16 protein-coding genes are annotated in these 17,525 nt (G+C 38.4%); 4 read left to right on the top strand and 12 right to left on the bottom strand.

Translation table 11 applies throughout. From position 1 onward, the window contains the following. Positions 1 to 77 precede the first annotated feature (77 nt). The 5 genes from EL17_RS12395 to EL17_RS12375 form a co-directional block, all read right to left on the bottom strand. Complete coding sequence (locus EL17_RS12395; RefSeq protein WP_035074400.1) at positions 78 to 1,403, bottom strand: DEAD/DEAH box helicase; 1,326 nt, start codon at positions 1,401 to 1,403, stop codon at positions 78 to 80. Between the two features lie 204 nt (positions 1,404 to 1,607). Then, entirely contained in the window at positions 1,608 to 2,783 is a 1,176-nt protein-coding gene (locus EL17_RS12390) for an MFS transporter (RefSeq protein ID WP_035074398.1), read from the bottom strand. 119 nt (positions 2,784 to 2,902) lie between these two features. Then, positions 2,903 to 3,259: a TIGR03643 family protein gene (locus EL17_RS12385; protein ID WP_084166212.1), complete on the bottom strand. Its 357-nt coding sequence runs from the start codon at positions 3,257 to 3,259 to the stop codon at positions 2,903 to 2,905. After that, entirely contained in the window at positions 3,241 to 4,536 is a 1,296-nt protein-coding gene (locus EL17_RS12380) for a DASH family cryptochrome (RefSeq protein ID WP_035074396.1), read from the bottom strand. Before EL17_RS12380 ends, EL17_RS12385 begins: the two co-directional genes overlap by 19 nt. An 11-nt stretch (positions 4,537 to 4,547) precedes the next feature. Continuing rightward, positions 4,548 to 4,715, bottom strand: coding sequence for a DUF2256 domain-containing protein (locus EL17_RS12375; protein ID WP_084166211.1), 168 nt, complete (start codon positions 4,713 to 4,715; stop codon positions 4,548 to 4,550). 146 nt (positions 4,716 to 4,861) lie between these two features. Here EL17_RS12375 and EL17_RS12370 point away from each other — a divergent pair, with 146 nt between their 5' ends. Beyond that, positions 4,862 to 5,734 (top strand): HAEPLYID family protein, encoded by an 873-nt coding sequence (locus EL17_RS12370; protein WP_035074392.1) that lies wholly within the window; start codon positions 4,862 to 4,864, stop codon positions 5,732 to 5,734. Between the two features lie 94 nt (positions 5,735 to 5,828). On the opposite strand, the gene EL17_RS12365 is transcribed toward EL17_RS12370, so the two are convergent. The 4 genes from EL17_RS12365 to EL17_RS12350 form a co-directional block, all read right to left on the bottom strand. Further along, positions 5,829 to 7,244, bottom strand: a complete 1,416-nt coding sequence (locus tag EL17_RS12365; protein ID WP_051719979.1) for a type III PLP-dependent enzyme domain-containing protein — start codon at positions 7,242 to 7,244, stop codon at positions 5,829 to 5,831. Positions 7,245 to 7,257: 13 nt separating this feature from the next. Beyond that, positions 7,258 to 9,141 carry an FAD/NAD(P)-binding protein gene (locus EL17_RS12360; RefSeq protein ID WP_164675078.1) on the bottom strand — a complete coding sequence of 628 codons (1,884 nt, stop codon included), beginning with the start codon at positions 9,139 to 9,141 and terminating at the stop codon, positions 7,258 to 7,260. Positions 9,142 to 9,158: 17 nt separating this feature from the next. Then, on the bottom strand, positions 9,159 to 10,169 hold the full coding sequence (sbnA, locus tag EL17_RS12355; RefSeq protein WP_035074388.1) for a 2,3-diaminopropionate biosynthesis protein SbnA: 1,011 nt from the start codon (positions 10,167 to 10,169) through the stop codon (positions 9,159 to 9,161). 257 nt (positions 10,170 to 10,426) lie between these two features. Beyond that, positions 10,427 to 11,335, bottom strand: a complete 909-nt coding sequence (locus EL17_RS12350; protein WP_035074387.1) for a mechanosensitive ion channel family protein — start codon at positions 11,333 to 11,335, stop codon at positions 10,427 to 10,429. A gap of 172 nt (positions 11,336 to 11,507) precedes the next feature. Here EL17_RS12350 and EL17_RS12345 point away from each other — a divergent pair, with 172 nt between their 5' ends. Beyond that, positions 11,508 to 12,926, top strand: coding sequence for an SDR family oxidoreductase (locus tag EL17_RS12345; protein WP_035074385.1), 1,419 nt, complete (start codon positions 11,508 to 11,510; stop codon positions 12,924 to 12,926). Between the two features lie 396 nt (positions 12,927 to 13,322). Then, positions 13,323 to 14,402: a 3-oxoacyl-ACP synthase III family protein gene (locus EL17_RS12340; RefSeq protein ID WP_035074383.1), complete on the top strand. Its 1,080-nt coding sequence runs from the start codon at positions 13,323 to 13,325 to the stop codon at positions 14,400 to 14,402. Between the two features lie 118 nt (positions 14,403 to 14,520). On the opposite strand, the gene EL17_RS12335 is transcribed toward EL17_RS12340, so the two are convergent. Next, the gene (locus EL17_RS12335; RefSeq protein WP_051719978.1) at positions 14,521 to 15,189 is read right to left on the bottom strand and encodes a YgaP-like transmembrane domain; all 669 of its coding nucleotides are present in this window, start codon (positions 15,187 to 15,189) and stop codon (positions 14,521 to 14,523) included. Between the two features lie 254 nt (positions 15,190 to 15,443). Here EL17_RS12335 and EL17_RS12330 point away from each other — a divergent pair, with 254 nt between their 5' ends. Beyond that, on the top strand, positions 15,444 to 15,956 hold the full coding sequence (locus tag EL17_RS12330) for a fasciclin domain-containing protein (RefSeq protein WP_035074651.1): 513 nt from the start codon (positions 15,444 to 15,446) through the stop codon (positions 15,954 to 15,956). Positions 15,957 to 16,013: 57 nt separating this feature from the next. On the opposite strand, the gene EL17_RS12325 is transcribed toward EL17_RS12330, so the two are convergent. Then, positions 16,014 to 16,613 carry a hypothetical protein gene (locus EL17_RS12325; protein WP_035074649.1) on the bottom strand — a complete coding sequence of 200 codons (600 nt, stop codon included), beginning with the start codon at positions 16,611 to 16,613 and terminating at the stop codon, positions 16,014 to 16,016. A 278-nt stretch (positions 16,614 to 16,891) separates the two neighbouring features. Continuing rightward, positions 16,892 to 17,422, bottom strand: coding sequence for a hypothetical protein (locus EL17_RS12320; RefSeq protein WP_035074381.1), 531 nt, complete (start codon positions 17,420 to 17,422; stop codon positions 16,892 to 16,894). Positions 17,423 to 17,525: the final 103 nt, after the last annotated feature.

Here is a 17,525-nt window from a genome sequence, read left to right as displayed (position 1 = left end):
CATTTTGATTTTGTCCTTACATCATGGATTTCCATAATGGCTTTATCTAATATCTGACTCACTAATACTATGATTTTTTAATTTGCTTCCTCCATCTTTACCTTCATTTTTTTTAATTTTTCATTCTTTAATTTTGAAAGAAGCTTATTTACCTTCCCTTTTTTTACAGAAACATAAGAAGCAAAGTCAAGTAAAGTAATATGACCGATATCCCCACTGCTGAGTTCTCCCTTTTTCGAAAAATACCCGACGATATCCCCTTTGCTGATCTTATCTTTTTTGCCGACACTGATATATATGCAGGTATATTCAGGGGGTGCGGGAAGTTTTAATTTATCAGGGATGTTCAGGTCTTCTATATCTTTGTCGATGTATTCAGGGATATTTTCATCATGGGCCAGCACCAGATAGGCCTGGCCTTCTGCATGCATCCTGGCTGTCCGGCCATTGCGGTGGATAAAAGCATCTTCTTTGGGCGGTAGTTGGTAGTGAACTACATGTTTTATCTCAGGAATGTCCAGGCCGCGGGAAGCTAGATCAGTAGCGATCAGGACATTACATGCTCCGCCCCGGAATTTGATGAGGTTCTTTTCCCTGTCTATCTGTTCCATCCCTCCATGCAAGGTGCCGTGGGCAAATTCATGGTCCGTGAATAAAGCACTTATCCGCTCCACGGCATCCCTATGGTTGCAAAAAACAAGACTGACATCATTGTCAAAACCTGCTACCAACCTCATGAGCGTTTCTGCTTTTTCTATGCTGTCGGTATGGACCACTCGAAGCTTTAATTTGGAATGGACTTCATTTTTGAGAAAATCCAACGTCAATGGGTGCTGAAAAGGCAAAAATCCCGGCCATTTTTCCAACTTGGTGGCAGAGGTGAGCAAGTGCTGCTGTTTGCCGTTGAATGATCTGAAGATGGTCTGCAGCTGGTCATGGAAGCCCAGTTGCAAGGACTTGTCAAATTCGTCCAAAACCACTGTCTTTATGGTTTTGGCATCAAAGGATTCCCTTATGATATGGTCCTGAAGCCTACCCGGTGTGCCGATGATGACAGCCGGTGATTCACTTAAACTTTGCTGTTCTATTTTAGATGAATGCCCACCATAGCAGGTACTGACTTTAAAACTTGTTTTCATAGATTTGAAAACCTGCTCTATCTGTATACAAAGTTCACGGGAAGGGGCGATGATCATCGCCTGGATTCCTTTTGCATCTTTTTGGAGCTTGTTTGTCAGGGGAACCAAAAATGCTAGGGTTTTTCCTGATCCGGTAGGAGCTAAAAGCATCAGGTTGGCTTGGCCAGCTGATTTTTCAATGACCTCCTGCTGCATCTCATTGAATGCTTCAATGCCCAGATGCTTTATATACAACCTGTTTGATTCTTCTATGCTCTTTTCCATGATGTAAAGGTAAGGTTTTTAATTTCTGGAAAGTGGAGGAATAGAGGGTGATTAATCAAGAGTATGCAATATCAGCAGTAATAAGGATAAAGTACTGGTTATTAAAAAGCAATGATTTAAAATACTGAGTCATATTGCATATAATAGTTTTTGACTTCTGGGCATATGTTCTACATACTCTGGGATACTAATTGCCAGCTACCATTACCTTATCATGATAGGCTTTCTCTCTAAATACATAGCTATTGTCCCTATAAGTGGTCCGACTCCTAAGAACAGATACAGGTACTGTGGACTGATGATGGTAGATAAAAAATTAAGCAGCTGTATGCTCACTATAGTACTAGAAAAGCCCAAGCAGTTGACTAAAGTGAGGTTGGTACCCCTGGAGGTTTCTTTAGAGTGCTGTGCCACCAGTGCTGAAAACTGCGGAGAGTCGGCTGTCACTACCATTCCCCAGAAAAAAAGGAAGGCGACCAGTAAGCTGGAGGAACTGCTTAGCATAAAGAAGGGAGACATTAGACAGCATATACCTGAAAGTAATAACGCAGTGAAAGCTACTTTGCTAGGACCGGCATATTGGGATATAATTCCTCCAACAGCACAGGAAAGAGCTCCAGCAGCTATGATCAGGAAGGACAGAAATGCTATATTTAAATTTGCAGAAGGCATCCATGCGTTATAATTAGCCAGCATTATAGGAATGAAGGCCCAGAAAGCGTAAAGCTCCCACATATGGCCGAAGTAGCCCAGCACCGCAGCACGCAAATTACTGTTCTCAAATCCCTTTGTCACAGCTTTAAATTTGAGCTTTTGCATGCTCCTTCTATATGGACCGTCCGGGACGAAAAGATATATCAATAAGCCCCCGAGCACTGATAGTACTGTGGTAGCATAGATGACATATGCCCAAGGTAGATCCCCTGAAAAAGTTTTCAGAAGATGGGGAAATGACGTCCCCAACACCAATGCCCCCACTAGGTATCCAAGAGATTTACCTAATCCCTTATCAAAATAATCAGAGGCGATTTTCATACCCACAGGGTAAATGCCTGCCAGGAAGAAGCCTGTAAAAAACCTAAATCCGAGCAAGTGAATTTCCTGTAGCCCTTCTATCACTATCCCCAGATTAGATGCAGCTGCAAGTAAGGCACTGTAAAAGAAAACGGCAGAAGGAGAAAACCGGTCGGCAATGGTCAATAAAGCAAAAATGAATGTCCCCACAATAAATCCGAATTGAACCGCGCTCGTCAGATGAGCAAGAAATCCAGGTGCAAGATGCAGATCACGAACTATATCCGAAGCCACTGAATTGCCCGCAAACCAAAGAGAGGTACATAAAAACTGGGATGATACGATGATCGGCAGGATTTTTTTCATTTAATTTTTATGTTCCTACTATATTAGTCATGCTCTTTAGATGAAAGGTAAGAATTGTAAATATAATGAACATCTCCGCTTATCAATTGTAGCAACGCTGCTATCCTTTCTTTTTTAAATTAATAGCTGCTCTTACTGATCCTATTTCCCGTAATGTGCTTTTGGGCTTTACTTTTAAATCTTCCAATACTTACAGATCGAGTTTTTAAATGTTTGGTGCGGCAGCTTTCCACTCTTTTACGCCATCTTTTATAGCTGCTGAACTTCAGGCTTTTTTTCATCAGGGCCTTTACTTCCTCCTCTTTGAGTCCACACTGGTAAGTTATGGCATCAAATGGTGTCCTGTCTTCCCATGCCATCTCTATGATTCGATCCATGTCGCTTTCTGAAAAAGTCGGTTGAATGGACTTCTCAGTTCTGCCGTAAATTGAATGTTTCACTGCGTAAAATTGACCTCTTATCTTTTCTTCAACCATAATTTTCTGTATTTTCCTTCTGAATCATACTCTTCCGCTTGCTTTTGTGTATTGAATTTTCGCTTTCCCCTCGGATCATTGCCTACACCGGCCTGATAGGCCCAGTTGCCCCAGTTGCTGCATACATCATAGTCTACTAGCTGCTGCTCAAAGTAGGCAGCACCATATCGCCAGTCCAGATTCAGGTCATGGACCAGATAGCTGGCCACATTTTGTCTGCCTCGATTGCTCATATAACCGGAAAGTTTTAGCTCCAACATATTGGCATCCACAAAATCATCTCCTGTTTTTCCGTTTATCCATGTTTCTAAAAGTTCCTGATTATGGGAGGCGATATGATGATCTTTGGATTTAATGCCGTTCTGTTGGAAAAATCTATTATGGTATTTTTTCATCATAAACCGGAAATAGTCCCTCCACATTAATTCAAAAACTAGCCAATAGGTAGAATCATTTGCACCGTACTGTTCTTCATATATTTTTAATTGATGGTATATTCCCCTTGGAGATAGGCAGCCTGCAGATAAGTAGGGTGAAAATTTTGTGGAATATAGGTCTCCTATCATGCCGTTTCTGGTTTGTTTATAAGAGGATATTGCTTTTCTTTCAAAAAAATATTGCTGCATCCTCAACACTGCTTCACTTTCCCCGCCCTTAAAATCCATGGCCTGTCTCTTATCTACCTTGGCATCTTCCAAACCTAAATCACCTAATAGAGGAAGCACCAAATCAGGGATGGGTGGAGAATCTAAATGAGCAGGCGACGGAAATACTGGTCGTATAAAGGAATCTGATTCTACCTGTTTTCTAAAATTTGTGAAAATATCAGGTATCTCATTGATAGGAAAAGGTAAATCCTGAGCATGGTACAGTGTACTGGTACTATATACCTCCAGTGAACATTTTATTTCCCATAATGCTTTCTCAACTTTTTCGGCTGCTTTTTTTTCTTCATATGCTACCTCTTTTTTAGCATAGACCCTCTGTGCATTGTAAGCTTTTGCTATTTTTGGAATTTCCTCTTCAGGCTTTCCTTTCACTACGATCAGACCGGATCCTATATTTCTAAGTCTTTTATCCAGATCTAATAGACATGCTAAAAGAAATTTGGCCCGATATGTTCCTGTTTTCTGAAAGCCAAATTCGGTTTTTATGAAATGAGCATCATCCAGACAATATACAGGTATGATTTCATCACTTTGTTCTTGTGCCCTGTATAGGGTTTCATTATCATATAACCGCAAGTCGGTTTTAAACCATATTATGGAAGTACGCATTTTACGCTGTTTTATGCTAAGCTGTTTTTTGAAATAGCTTTGGATTTTTCTTTCCTACACTTTTGGCTGCAATAGATAACCTGCTCCCAGTCTTTTGCCCATTTCCTGCGCCAGCTAAAGCTGAACTTACATTTAGGGCAGACTTTGTCAGGTAGGTATTGCTTTTTGATCCCTTTCATGGTCGATAAAAGCTTTGTGTAATAGATTTGTTTTATTTTTTTGTTAAAATATGGGAATAGCATATGGTAAAATCTGTTAATTAAAAATTTATAATATAGTTTTACTTATTGCATTTTATATATTTGCGACAAAATTTAATAAGACAATGAAAAATTTTATATTATTTCTTTTTATTATCCTACCTGTTTGTGCCTATTCACAGGTAGAGCGTGATACAATTCCAAATGTGTACCTAGACAGTATTTTTATTAATGAGGTAGAGATAAAGATGGGCCAAAAACCTAAGGTATTACATGCTGAACCCCTGTATATTGATCTTATCAGAGATTTGGGAGCTAGAAAAGGGGAAAAGGAATGGAATGTCGGCCTTGGAATGAAAGGGGGACAGAATTTTAATGAATATGAAGCATTAGTAGAATATGAATGGGCTCCTATAGATAGGTTGGGTTTTGAAGTAGAATTGCCTTTGACGATTTATGGTCAATTTGATCCTGGGGAAGGATATATCCGTCCCTCTAATAGGCTGGAAAGCCTCAAGTTAGCCACACAATGGACTTTTTTGGTATCTGAAAAATACAGTACTTCTTTAGCTCTAGGATATATTCATGAGTTTGAGCTTACAGACCTTAATAGAATGGGAGAAGAAAACCTTTTGAGAGGGAATATTTATAATCCTTTTTTTGTGGCTGCCAAAAGATGGGGGATGAACTACCACACTTTAATTTATACAGGTCCGAGAATCATACAGGAGTTTGGCCATCATTGGGAAGCCGTCTATGAAATCAATACTAACTTTCACTATATGGTGACCGGTACGCGAAACTTTATAGGTATAGAGGTTAATAAAGAATTAATGGATAGAAGACTGCAGACGGTGATCCGTCCTCAGATGAGAGTTGCCTTGGCCGAAAATTTAATGATCGGCATTGTGACCGGTGTACCGATCAATAAAGATATAAGAGGGCTCCAATCATTTGTCAGGGTAATCTATGAACCAGGGTTTAGAGCTATGCATTGATGATGAGCTTAAATAATAATTTATAAGTGCATATATGGGTTTCCCAGATTAAAATAAGTAACTGACCTCTCCTGAATTTTATGGAGAGGTTTTTTTATTCCTCATCAGGCTTAACTATAAATTCATCGAGATTTGATACCGCTACCAGATTTTTGGCTAAATCAAATAGATGGGCCTCTGATTCATAGAAGTGCATCATGTATCCGGCTGTATTGACAAAACATACGATATCACCAATCTGCGGTTTTTGTTTAAAAGCGATTTTCCTTTTTAAAATCAGCTCTTGTTCTAAACAATAAGCACCCACTAAATATCCTGATACATGCTCAGAAGCCGAATCAGATGATTGGTGCAGCACGATAGGGTCAAGCAGAAAATCCAAGCTGGAACTGAACATCTGGGTTCTGTTCATTTCCAGTCCTATCAGCAAATTGCCTGCTATATCTATTTTTCTGAAGGCCACTCTCGCACAGGTAATGCCTGTTTGGTCCAATAAAGAACGGCCTGGTTCTATTCTGACTTCGATATTATGATTTTTTAAGAGTGAATGTACGGGTGTACCATATTCATCTTGATAGATTAGTATTTCTTTTAAAAACTTTGCTCTAGGCTTATCATTATAGTAAGGATAAACTTTGGCGTCTCCATATAAATTGCCATCTATAAGTTGGTATCCAAGACTGTCATTTCTAAAAGTAACCTCTTCACGCTCACCTTTTATCGCTTTTCTCAGTTGCTCATGAAAGTGATTCCATTGGTTTTCATCTTCCAGATAATTAATGAGAAAACCGCCGCCGATATCTATGAATTGAGTTGGGATATTTAATGATTTTAACTCATCTACACAGGTTAATGTTTGGATGATGGCTTCTGCCCTTTGTGAAGGTGAATACCCGTTTAGATGGAAATGAAATCCTGAGAATTCCAAATGGTTGAATTTTCCTCTTGATCCCAAATTTTCTGAAATCATCCTTACGACTTCATTTGGAGGAAATCCGAATCTGGAATAAAGTGGCTTTCCTTCATAAAGAAAACCACCTATCCTTATGCCCACTTTTACCTTCTTATTTAGCTGTTCTGCTACTTGTTGTACCAGTGCGCATTCATCTAAATTATCTATGACAATAGGTACTTTGTTCTCTATAGCCAGCCTCACCAAACGCTCTTCTTTAACTGCAGCGGTCAGAGCAATATTTTCAGAAGGAATACCCACTTCCAAACATTGTGAGAGCTCTTTAAAACTAGCTGTATCCACACCGAAATCCAGACGTTTTGCCTCTTTGACAAAGGCTATTGATTTATTGGCTTTTCTTGCAAAATAAATTTTATGGGCTAAATCATATTGATTAAAGACATCCGAAAACTCCTTATAATTTTCTTCAAAAGGTGCCATATGGTGCACATTTATCGGTGAATGATAGCGCTCTATTAGTTCTTTAATCTGATCGCTTTTTTTAGTGAAGGACTTGATCCACTGATGTTTTATGGGAGTGAGTAATGGTAATGTCATTTGTAAAAGATAATTATTTTGTAATATATGCAGTGCGCTGTTGGAGTTTTTGAACAGTTAAGTAAGCCCATTCACTGACAAAGTTATTTCTGGTTCTTGATAATGTATCATTATCCAAAGTAACTCCTTCTGTAGGGGTACCTGTCAAAGCGATTTTATTATTGATAGTACCATCGGAACTAATGAGGTATCCTTTCTGCGATATATGGATACATCCAGGTATATATCCCTGGTTGATAAAGGGGACAGCCATATCTCTACTTAACAGGTTTTGATAAACTTCAGGAGTGCCGTTATTTAGATTAGGCTTGGCTATGCGGGCATCTACTAAACCATCTACTTTAATTTCAAAAGGTGGGTGGCTACTTTTGAGATGAAACTTACCGGATTCCTCATCACAAGATACAATGGGAGATGGACCTAAGGAAAAGTTCAAAATAGATGCTTTTGCTAATGCCACTATTTTTTTGATATTCGCGATAGGAGGTCCGAAAGTTACTCTACTGAATCTACTGTAATAGAGCTCTTCGAAGACCTTTTGTGAGGCTGGAGTAAATCCGCCAAATTCATACAGTGAACTTATTAATGGGGTAATCTCCCTCCAAACCGCTACGGCAGCCATCATTGGGCTATTTTGTTCCCCGATTTCAGCTTCCTTTATAGCCTGTTCTAGATAGTCTATGACATACTGATGGTAGGATTCCTTATTTGCAAAGCGAATACCCCTAAGCGGAGATAAAAAATCATCCAAATTAAAAGCAGGAATTTCCTGATATTGTAGCCTAAATGATGATATATCACTTTCAAATGATTTGAAACTAGCGCTATCCCCGCATTTATAGCCGTACTTTTTCATCCAGGTGCTGTAGTAGGCATATTGATATTCCTGTTTTATGACTGGCAATAGTTCAGTTTCAAAATTTAAGGTACCTTTTGGGTAGCGAAGCCTCATTTTTTCTACAAAACCTGCAGTAAAGTACTTGGTCTGGTACCGGGTAGTTTTGCTTAATGGTCCTCTAGGCAGCATAGGCAGTCCCCCTCTTGAAAATGCATATATTTGAGGTTCTCTTCCTGACCTTTCATAATTTAAATGACCCTCCCGGTCTATGAATTTTCCTCCTTTTCCTTCCGTTAAAGCCAGGGCAGCATCTACGAAAGTAAGTCCCATTCCTTTTATGGCAACCTTCAGGTTAGGGGGAAGTTCGGTAAGCGTAGGATTTACCGGATAGGCATGTGGAATAAAATAGGTTCCGGGATGAGCTTCAGCTAAAGATAAGCAGGCTTGTTCGTACTCAGTATTAAATATTTGGGAATGTCCAGTAGCCAATAATAACTGATCATAAGCTTGGGTTACCATTCCATCCTTTAGTGTAAGAAAATATTGATCATTCTGATCTAATATATCGCTGACGCTGCCTATTATCAGTTTCACCAGTACATGGGAGGGAAGATTCTTCAGCATCTCAGCTAATCCATACTGTAGATACAGTCCCACCAATGCTCTGGAGGCGTAATGTACTTCTTCTGCCTTTCGTTCATTGTCCTTCTTATAATAATTAATCCAATCCAGTAACGATAAGGTATGCTTAGCATTTGAAAGTGGCTGCTCATCTATCCACATGTTGATATTGCCAATTGAATAATTTATGAGCAGGTATTCGGGTTGGTCTATCCTATAATTATTGCCTGCACCAAAATGTTCATTTTCATTATAAAAATCTATCTCTAGAAGTTCATTTGCATCTGAATCTTGAAGCGATGCCAATAACCTTTCCAATCCATACATTCCTTTAGGTCCGCCACCTATAATGGCTATTTTTGTATGATGGTCATGTTGATTAGTGGAGGGCTGCAATGTATGGGTTTTGAGCCATTCATGACATGAAGTTAAATTCAAATTTTTAATCGTCCATATCATGATAATATCGGATTATCTGGCATAGAAATAAAATCTAAAGTTTCCTTTCCATAATTTTCTTCCACCCATGTATCAGAATATATAGTGTCCAGGTATCTTTCCCCTCGGTCACATATAATGCAGGCTATGGTAGCATCGGGTGAGATATGTGGCAACATTTTCTGTATTGCCATCACCACTGCACCAGAAGATCCTCCAGCCAATATGGCTTCTCTCTTCAATAGCATTCTTGCGCCTTTTATACTGTCAGGTTCATTGATGAGCATAGGCTTTTCTACTAAATGTGTATTCAAAAACTGAGAAGGTCGCCCGGCGCCAAATCCTGGGATAAGCCTCTTGGAAGCCGTGCCCCCAAATATGATACTTCCTTCTGAATCCACGGGAATGATTTTCGTTTTATAGCCGCCTTCATATATTTTTTCTGCGCATCCCATAAGCGTACCACAGGTACTGGTTGCTATAAATATATAGTCCAAATTGCCATAGAGCTCATCTAATATTTCTTCCATCGTCTGATGATGGGCTTCCGGATTATGATGGCTCCCATATTGATTGGGCCAAAATGAATTTCTGGTAGAGGCAAGTAGTTCTCCTACCTTATTAATTCTTGCATTCAGATATCCTCCGGTATCATCTGGATCTGTGACCTTAACTATTTCTGCACCATAGGCTTTGAGTATTTTTTCAGCCTGTGCATTGATATACGGGTCTACCACCAATTTGAGCTTTAGCCCAAGACTTAGGCAGCATTGGGCGAGACCGATCCCCATATTACCGGAAGTACTTTCAATGATGGTAGTACCTCCATTGATTTTACCCTGAGATACACCTTTTTGGATAATATGATGGGCTGTCCGGTCTTTTATGCTGCCTGCTGGATTAAAAGCTTCTAATTTTCCGTAAATCATTCCATCAAAATGTGGAAACAACTTTTTAAGATGCACTAATGGTGTATGGCCGATGGTAGATAATATCCCATCTGCGGCGATGATGGTTTGATTTGTCATAAAATAGGCACTGGTAAAAATCACTAATAGTTTTAATGTAATATATTACTTTTACTACTATATATAAAACAGTGCCAAAATTTAATGTTTAATAATCTTTAAGTGCTATTTTTAGAATAGGTGATTAAAGTTATGCCGTGTTATCTACAGTTTAATCATGAGTAGACCCAATAGTTTATATTATATAATACATTCCACCGGTCTGCGGGAATGAATCATTCCGTAATTCTAATGTATATTTTGCTTTAAAATTATTGTTAAGACGGATCTTCATTTGCTCCCATTTGCTTTGGCCATACTTCATGCAGCTTCTCACCACCTTTAATTCCAAAATCCAAAGTTCTGATTGGAAAAGGAATCATAATATCATTTTCATCATATATTTTTTTAATGGCCATTATGGCTTCGCTTTTAGCGCCCAGATAATCCGGTTGCTTTTTAAAACTCACCCAAAATCTTACCACAAAATTGATAGAACTATCACCAAACTCTGTAAAATAGAGTGATATATCCTGATCTTGAAGGACAGTTTTAATGCTTTTTACTGCCTCCAAAGTCAATTTCTTTACTTTTTCTAAATCATCACCATAAGACACCCCACATTCCAGATCTATTCTTCTTCTGCCCAATGTGTTATAGTTGGTAATGGTGTTTTCAAAAACATCCTTATTGGGAACGATCAAAATCTGTCCCTGGAGTGACCTTAAAATAGTAGCCCGTAAGTTTAACCTTACCACTACACCTTTATTATCTTCACTTTGAATTAGATCGCCTTCTTTAAAAGGTTTTCTTATAGCCATGATAACACCGGACATAAAATTTGCCATGATATCCTGAAAAGCAAAACCTAGTGCCAAACCTATAATACCCGCCCCAGCCAATAAGGTGGTTACTGTCCTATCTAAATTTAGTACCCCTAGGGCAAGAAAACAAAAAACCAGTATTATGGCTGTATATACAGTAGTGGTGATTAAGGAAAGTAGGGCATCATGTCCTGTTACCCTCTTCATGCCTTTACCGATAAGTTTTCTGGCTAGCTTTGCAATCAAGTAACCTACAATGACAATAACAATAGCGGTTACAATATTTGGGAGCATCACGATTGCTGTCCTTATCCATTCTTCTATTTTCCCCAATACCAGTTCTGAGGGATTATTAATGTCCATATGATAGAGTTTGCCTTTGCTAAAAAATATAAACAGATCAAATCAGAAATTGTTAATCATACTTCATTTGTTATTAAACTTCCATTTCACCGGATTATACTGCTTAAACAAGTGAGCGACTTACATGGTTTAGGCCCTGTTCAGTAAGTTATGAATTGGAAAACTACATATTATGAAGATATTATTGACAGGTACTACAGGATATATCGGACAGAGATTACTTCCCGTACTGCTTAGCGAAGGGCATGAAGTGGTATGCTGTGTCAGGGATGTAAACAGATTTGATGTAACCAAATATGAATCCAAAAAACTTACTGTAATACAGGTAGATTTTCTTAAAGAGGATACGCTTGATAATATACCTACTGATATAGAAGCTGCCTATTATCTGATCCATTCCATGTCTACCACGCGTGGTGATTATGCCAATATGGAAAAAAGATCTGCTGAAAATTTTGTAAATCAGATCCAGAAGACCCAGGTCAGGCAAGTCATATATCTGAGCGGAATAATCAATGATGAGAAGCTTTCCAAACACCTCAAGTCAAGAAAGCTGGTGGAGGAGATACTTTCATCCGGTAGTTTTCATACCACTACACTTAGAGCTGCTATCATACTTGGATCGGGTAGTGCTTCATTTGAAATCATCAGAGACCTGGTAGAGAAGCTGCCCGTCATGGTGGCTCCCAAATGGCTCAATACCCGCTCACAGCCTATAGCAATAAGGAATGTGGTAGAATTCCTGAAAGGAGTATTGGGTTTTGAGAAAGCTTATGATAAAAATTTCGATATAGGAGGACCGGAAATCTTAACCTATAAACAGATGCTCATGGGATATGCGAAAGCTAGAAAGCTAAATAGAACCATAGTTACAGTGCCGGTGATGACCCCCAAATTATCTTCCTATTGGTTATATTTCGTAACCTCCGTCTCCTACCCGTTGGCTTCCCAGTTGGTAAAAAGCATGAGCGTGGAGGTAATATGCGAACCTAATGATCTCGGCAATATGCTGGATATAAACCTTCTTTCATATGAAGAGGCTATAGAAGCAGCCTTTCATAGAATTCAAAATGAAGGTGTTATTTCCAGTTGGAAAGATGCTTTGTCAAGAAAAAACCTTCACCCTGGTATCCATAAATTACTGGATGTACCGACTTACGGCTGTTATGTAGATAAACGTATCCGTGAAGTAAAAAATGTGGAAAAAGCGCTGGACAAAATATGGTCTATAGGAGGAGTTACGGGATGGTATTATTCGAATTGGCTCTGGAGAATCAGGGGGTTTATGGACAAAATGGTGGGAGGAGTAGGATTGCGAAGAGGAAGAAAAAATGCTACCATGATATATGCAGGCGAATCACTTGATTTTTGGAGAGTGTTATATGCCAATAAGGATGAGAAAAAACTTCTGTTATACGCAGAAATGAAACTTCCAGGAGAGGCATGGCTTCAGTTTGAAATCAAAAACAACATGATCTATCAAACGGCCACTTTTAGGCCTTTGGGATTGTTGGGCAGAATGTACTGGTATTCTGTCTTACCTTTTCATGGGTTTATATTTAAGGGTATGCTAAAAGAAATTGCTACCTGACGCTGTGCTAAATTTTATTTTGAAGCGAATAATAATCCATTTTAAAATAAATCCGGGCGAGACTTGCATCTATTAAACTGATAAATGATTTTTGGAAATGCCCAAAATTATATTCAATATAGTCAAGGTAAGGATATGATGTACATCTATCCCTTATGCATGTTATTTATGATATTTGTTATTTTAAAAGCCAACTTGTTTTTCTTTAAAACAGGAGAAGTAGATTAGATGATTATTATCACTATTTTAATATAATTGGTAATTTTTTAATTATAAAGTTTGTTTTTTCCCTATCTTCTCAAAAAATCTCATGGATATCAACATTTTAATCTATAGATTGAAATTTATAAGAATTAGATAAATATGTAGGTTTTCTCACCTTAGAGAAGGGACGTTATGGGTAAAAAGTTATATAGTATAATTAAGGGTACAGGAAGATACATACCAACCCGTATAATCAAAAATGAAGATTTTCTGGACAGTGAATTCTACGATGCCAGTGGGGTAAAAATTACCAAGCCTAACCAGGAAATAATAGAAAAGTTTCAGGCTATTACCACCATAACCGAAAGGAGATATGTGACAGATGATCTAGTGACTTCAGACATTGGATATTTTGCAGCAGAAAATGCTTTGACATCATCAGGTGTGGATAAGGAGTCACTTGACTATATTATAGTAGCGCATAACTTCGGTGATATTAAAGATGGAAACAGAGAGCTTGATATAGTTCCGAGTTTGGCAGCTCGAGTAAAATATAAACTGGGCATAGAGAATCCCTATACTGTAGCTTATGATCTTCCATTTGGCTGTCCGGGATGGCTTCAAGGAATGATCCAGGCGGATTACTATATCAAATCAGGAGATGCCAAAAGGGTCATGGTAATAGGGGCAGAGGTGCTTTCCAGGGTCTGTGACCCCCATGACCGCGATAGTATGATCTATGCAGATGGTGCAGGAGCGGTTATTTTAGAGGGCATAGAAAATAATACGCCCATGGGTATTTTGGCTCATAATAGCAGGTCTGATACTATATTGTATTCAAAGATGCTTTATATGGGTGATTCTTACAATACCAGTGCGGTATGCGGTGGGCAGTATCTCAAAATGAATGGGCGCAAACTGTATCAATATGCTTTGGAAACCGTTCCGAATGCTATTAAAGCCTGTCTGGATAAAGCCGGAGTACCCATAGGCGAGGTTAAAAAAGTCCTGATTCATCAAGCCAATGGAAAAATGGATGATGAAATTTTAAAAAGGCTTTATGGACTTTATGAGGACGAGGATATGCCTGAGGATATTATGCCGATGACAATATCATGGTTGGGTAATTCTTCCGTAGCCACCGTACCCACACTGCTTGATCTGATCCTCAAAGATGATCTAAACCCACACCGGATCAATGATGGAGATACCATAGTATTTGCCTCGGTTGGCGCTGGGATGAATATCAATGCAGCTGTTTACCGGTTTTGAAGTTTTTCCAGTCATCGGTCTATTGGCTTATAAATTATAGCATTATATATTATAGCCCATGATCCTATTTCATATAATTATAAGGAGAACAAATGCTCTCCTTATAATTATTAGGTACTTATTTAATATCTGCTTCTAGAAAAAACTTGAGGTTTTCTATATCCTCCTTTACGATCTCTTCAAAAAGAGGATGGAATAATTTACCGATGCTTTTGCCTACTATTCCTCCCGGTACGATATAGGAAATCGCTATATGTGCATCGGTTTGTCCGTTCCCTAAATCTATAAATTTGATATTACCCTTGTTTTCTATAGGTGCATCAGCCAATGAATGCCATCCTATGTGGTGATTGGGTATATCTTTAACTATTTCACTCTTCCAGGTGAGGTTGCCTATTCCACCTGGAAGTTTGGCCTTCCATTCTGAATGAATATCATCAAGTACCTTTACACTTTCAAGATGTCCCATAAATAAAGGTAAATTTTCAAGCTTTCTCCAGAACTCATATATTTCCTTTGCAGACTTTTGGATGGTTAAAGTAGTTTTGAGCGAAATATGATGATTTTCTTCCGCCAGATTATTTTTGCCTAATGCCTCGTAGCCAGGACAGTAACCGCTTATTCCTCTAAATAAGAGATAAGTTCCGGCAAGTCCTTCTATGAGGCTCCTTCTTTTAAGTATCCCTTTATATAGCATAAAAGAACCGGCGATCACTGATATAATTCTTTCTTCCTCACCTACATTTGCTTTCAGAAGAGAAGTGTTTCCAAACTTAATGTTTTTCATAAGTACATCATTAGATAATTAATATTATGCGTTAACCATCAAATAATGTACAAATTATTCTTTAAATAACCAATGAATGATACCATGGTAAGATTTTTTCTTCTCATTTTAAAATAAGTGCCTTAAAGCATTTTATATGTTCAAAATATTAAACCAGTAAAAAGTTTTATGGCATAAAAATTATACGGTGATTGTAAAATAATGCCAACAAATTTCTAAATAGTCGGTTATAGAAAATCAGTGTTAACATGTATATGAAAAAATATTTTAATATATGCCTGCTGTTCTTGTTCACAGCGATTTCGGGATATACTACATTTGATCCGGTAAATGAAAAGAAAAGTTTGCCTGATGAAAATACTTTAATGGACATCGCGGTCCAGACAGAATTTTTATCAACATTGGTAAAAGCGCTTCAGGCAGGGGAACTCGCCGGTACCCTTCAGGAGGATGGACCATTTACTCTATTTGCACCTTCTAACGGAGCCTTCGATAAACTACCTTCAGGTACCTTACAGGAACTGATGCAGCCTGGAAACAGGCAGAGGTTAAAAGAAATATTAAATCATCATATCGTGCCAGGTAAAATTACAGCTGCAGATCTTTCAGATGGGCAAACTTTAAAATCTCTGGGTGATAGCAATCTAAATGTGAGGAATAAAGGAAATCAGATCATGATAAATGGTGCCACCATTACCACCCTAGATATAGGGGCGTCTAATGGAGTGATCCACATAGTCGATTCATTGATATTATCGAGAAGATAAGGGGGCATCTTGATGTGGTATGTATTACACGGAAGTAAATGAATCATAGGCCTGTATTTAATAACCCCTGAATTTATCTCTTATATTTTCAAAAAACGGAGCTTTTCCTCTTCGTTTATTTCTTTTTTTCTTCCTTTGGTTCCGTTTTTGTACGGCACTTTTGACGAATACATGGCGTGCAGAAATGCCTATCTGACCCGCATACCAAGGCCTCCTATTACCGATTATGTTTACACTGGGCTTATAATCCAGGCTGAAATTTGTACTGAGCATGGTCATCTCTATTCCAATGATCAGGTCAGCGTTTAGTGTTCCATTGCCATAGGTACGGGTGATTTCCCGGGTTTCATGATTTTTCACCAGACTTTCTTCAGAGCCTATGGACATCCCTGCTCCATAGTAATAATTAAATCGTTTCGATATGATGCGTGAATGCTTTTCTACCAAGAGGTGGGCGGTGTGGTTATTGCTAAAATCTGACTGGATTATGCCTTCCAGTGTAATATCCTTTAAAACCCGCTGTTGTACACTTACGCCCAAGGTTCGGTAGTGCTTATTGCTCCCTAATCTCAGCCCTCCGGAGGTTCCATAACTTTGAGCCAATACCGGTCCGGAAAAGATGATCATTATACCCCACCATAAGCCTATTGATTTCATCTGTTTATAAATTTTTTTTAAAGGCCATAACACGCCCTGTGACGAAGGAAGCGGGATGGAATCTGGCATGTTTATAATTATCCCAGTGTGTGAGGTTTTATTCATGCTCGATTTCATCTGTTTACATTTTGTTTTTCAAATGTCATTACTTGTCCTGTGGCGAAGGATACGGGATGGTATCTCACATTTTTGATAATCATCCCAGTATGTGATGCATTTTGTCATGCTTGATTCCGTCATAACAAATATATTATGGGGGACACAAATATTAACCCAAATCATTCCTCAAAGCTTATATCAAACGCATTTAAATATTTTTTAGCATTATCTAAAAAGATATTTTCTTTATCCAGCCACTGATCGGTGGTTTTGTTTTTCAAAGGATGCCAGTTTTCATCAGCCCAAACTTGAAGCTTGTTTTTTTTAAAGATGAAATTTGCGGTCGGTTCTTCTATAGCCAATAATTTTCTGTCCTCAAAATAATAAATGGATTTAGGGTTAGCGGTCTGATTGGTATAGGTAACTTCCAGCATCACGGGCCACTGGTCTCCATCAGCCCACAGTATTAATGATGTTATTTCTTTTCCTTTGAAAGCAGGCTTTAGGATTTGTTTTTTATCCAATGATGACCTAGCAGCGGAATTCATTTGTACTAAACGTGGTTTGATGGCTGTTATGTTGGCTTCTTCATGGGTATTTGAAACAGTTTCCCTTTGTATACCTTCATCGCTATCTGCGGTGCTGGTAGGCGGATTTTGGCAGGAGTAATTTATAAAACATAGCAGCAAAAGATAAAAGGCTTTTTTCATACTAGGGGAATAGAAAGCATTCAAAACTACCTAAATGTACTGCTAAAAATCAGGACATCCTCTCAAATAATCAGATAGGCTTTTAATTTTTTTTTAAACGAGA

Origin of the sequence: Anditalea andensis, assembly GCF_000714815.1 — a bacterium.
GTDB classification, from domain to species: domain Bacteria; phylum Bacteroidota; class Bacteroidia; order Cytophagales; family Cyclobacteriaceae; genus Anditalea; species Anditalea andensis.
Note: the sequence above shows the minus strand (reverse complement) of the source record. Positions and strands in the feature narration are given on the sequence as shown.

Excerpts from the sequence above, each read along its gene's own strand:
- EL17_RS12395 (WP_035074400.1), bottom strand. The coding sequence starts at position 1,403 with ATGGAAAAGAGCATAGAAGAATCAAACAGGTTGTATATAAAGCATCTG.
- EL17_RS12390 (WP_035074398.1), bottom strand. The coding sequence starts at position 2,783 with ATGAAAAAAATCCTGCCGATCATCGTATCATCCCAGTTTTTATGTACC.
- EL17_RS12385 (WP_084166212.1), bottom strand. The coding sequence starts at position 3,259 with ATGGTTGAAGAAAAGATAAGAGGTCAATTTTACGCAGTGAAACATTCA.
- EL17_RS12380 (WP_035074396.1), bottom strand. The coding sequence starts at position 4,536 with ATGCGTACTTCCATAATATGGTTTAAAACCGACTTGCGGTTATATGAT.
- EL17_RS12375 (WP_084166211.1), bottom strand. The coding sequence starts at position 4,715 with ATGAAAGGGATCAAAAAGCAATACCTACCTGACAAAGTCTGCCCTAAA.
- EL17_RS12370 (WP_035074392.1), top strand. The coding sequence starts at position 4,862 with ATGAAAAATTTTATATTATTTCTTTTTATTATCCTACCTGTTTGTGCC.
- EL17_RS12365 (WP_051719979.1), bottom strand. The coding sequence starts at position 7,244 with ATGACATTACCATTACTCACTCCCATAAAACATCAGTGGATCAAGTCC.
- sbnA (WP_035074388.1), bottom strand. The coding sequence starts at position 10,169 with ATGACAAATCAAACCATCATCGCCGCAGATGGGATATTATCTACCATC.
- EL17_RS12350 (WP_035074387.1), bottom strand. The coding sequence starts at position 11,335 with ATGGACATTAATAATCCCTCAGAACTGGTATTGGGGAAAATAGAAGAA.
- EL17_RS12345 (WP_035074385.1), top strand. The coding sequence starts at position 11,508 with ATGAAGATATTATTGACAGGTACTACAGGATATATCGGACAGAGATTA.
- EL17_RS12340 (WP_035074383.1), top strand. The coding sequence starts at position 13,323 with ATGGGTAAAAAGTTATATAGTATAATTAAGGGTACAGGAAGATACATA.
- EL17_RS12335 (WP_051719978.1), bottom strand. The coding sequence starts at position 15,189 with ATGAAAAACATTAAGTTTGGAAACACTTCTCTTCTGAAAGCAAATGTA.
- EL17_RS12330 (WP_035074651.1), top strand. The coding sequence starts at position 15,444 with ATGAAAAAATATTTTAATATATGCCTGCTGTTCTTGTTCACAGCGATT.
- EL17_RS12325 (WP_035074649.1), bottom strand. The coding sequence starts at position 16,613 with ATGAAATCAATAGGCTTATGGTGGGGTATAATGATCATCTTTTCCGGA.
- EL17_RS12320 (WP_035074381.1), bottom strand. The coding sequence starts at position 17,422 with ATGAAAAAAGCCTTTTATCTTTTGCTGCTATGTTTTATAAATTACTCC.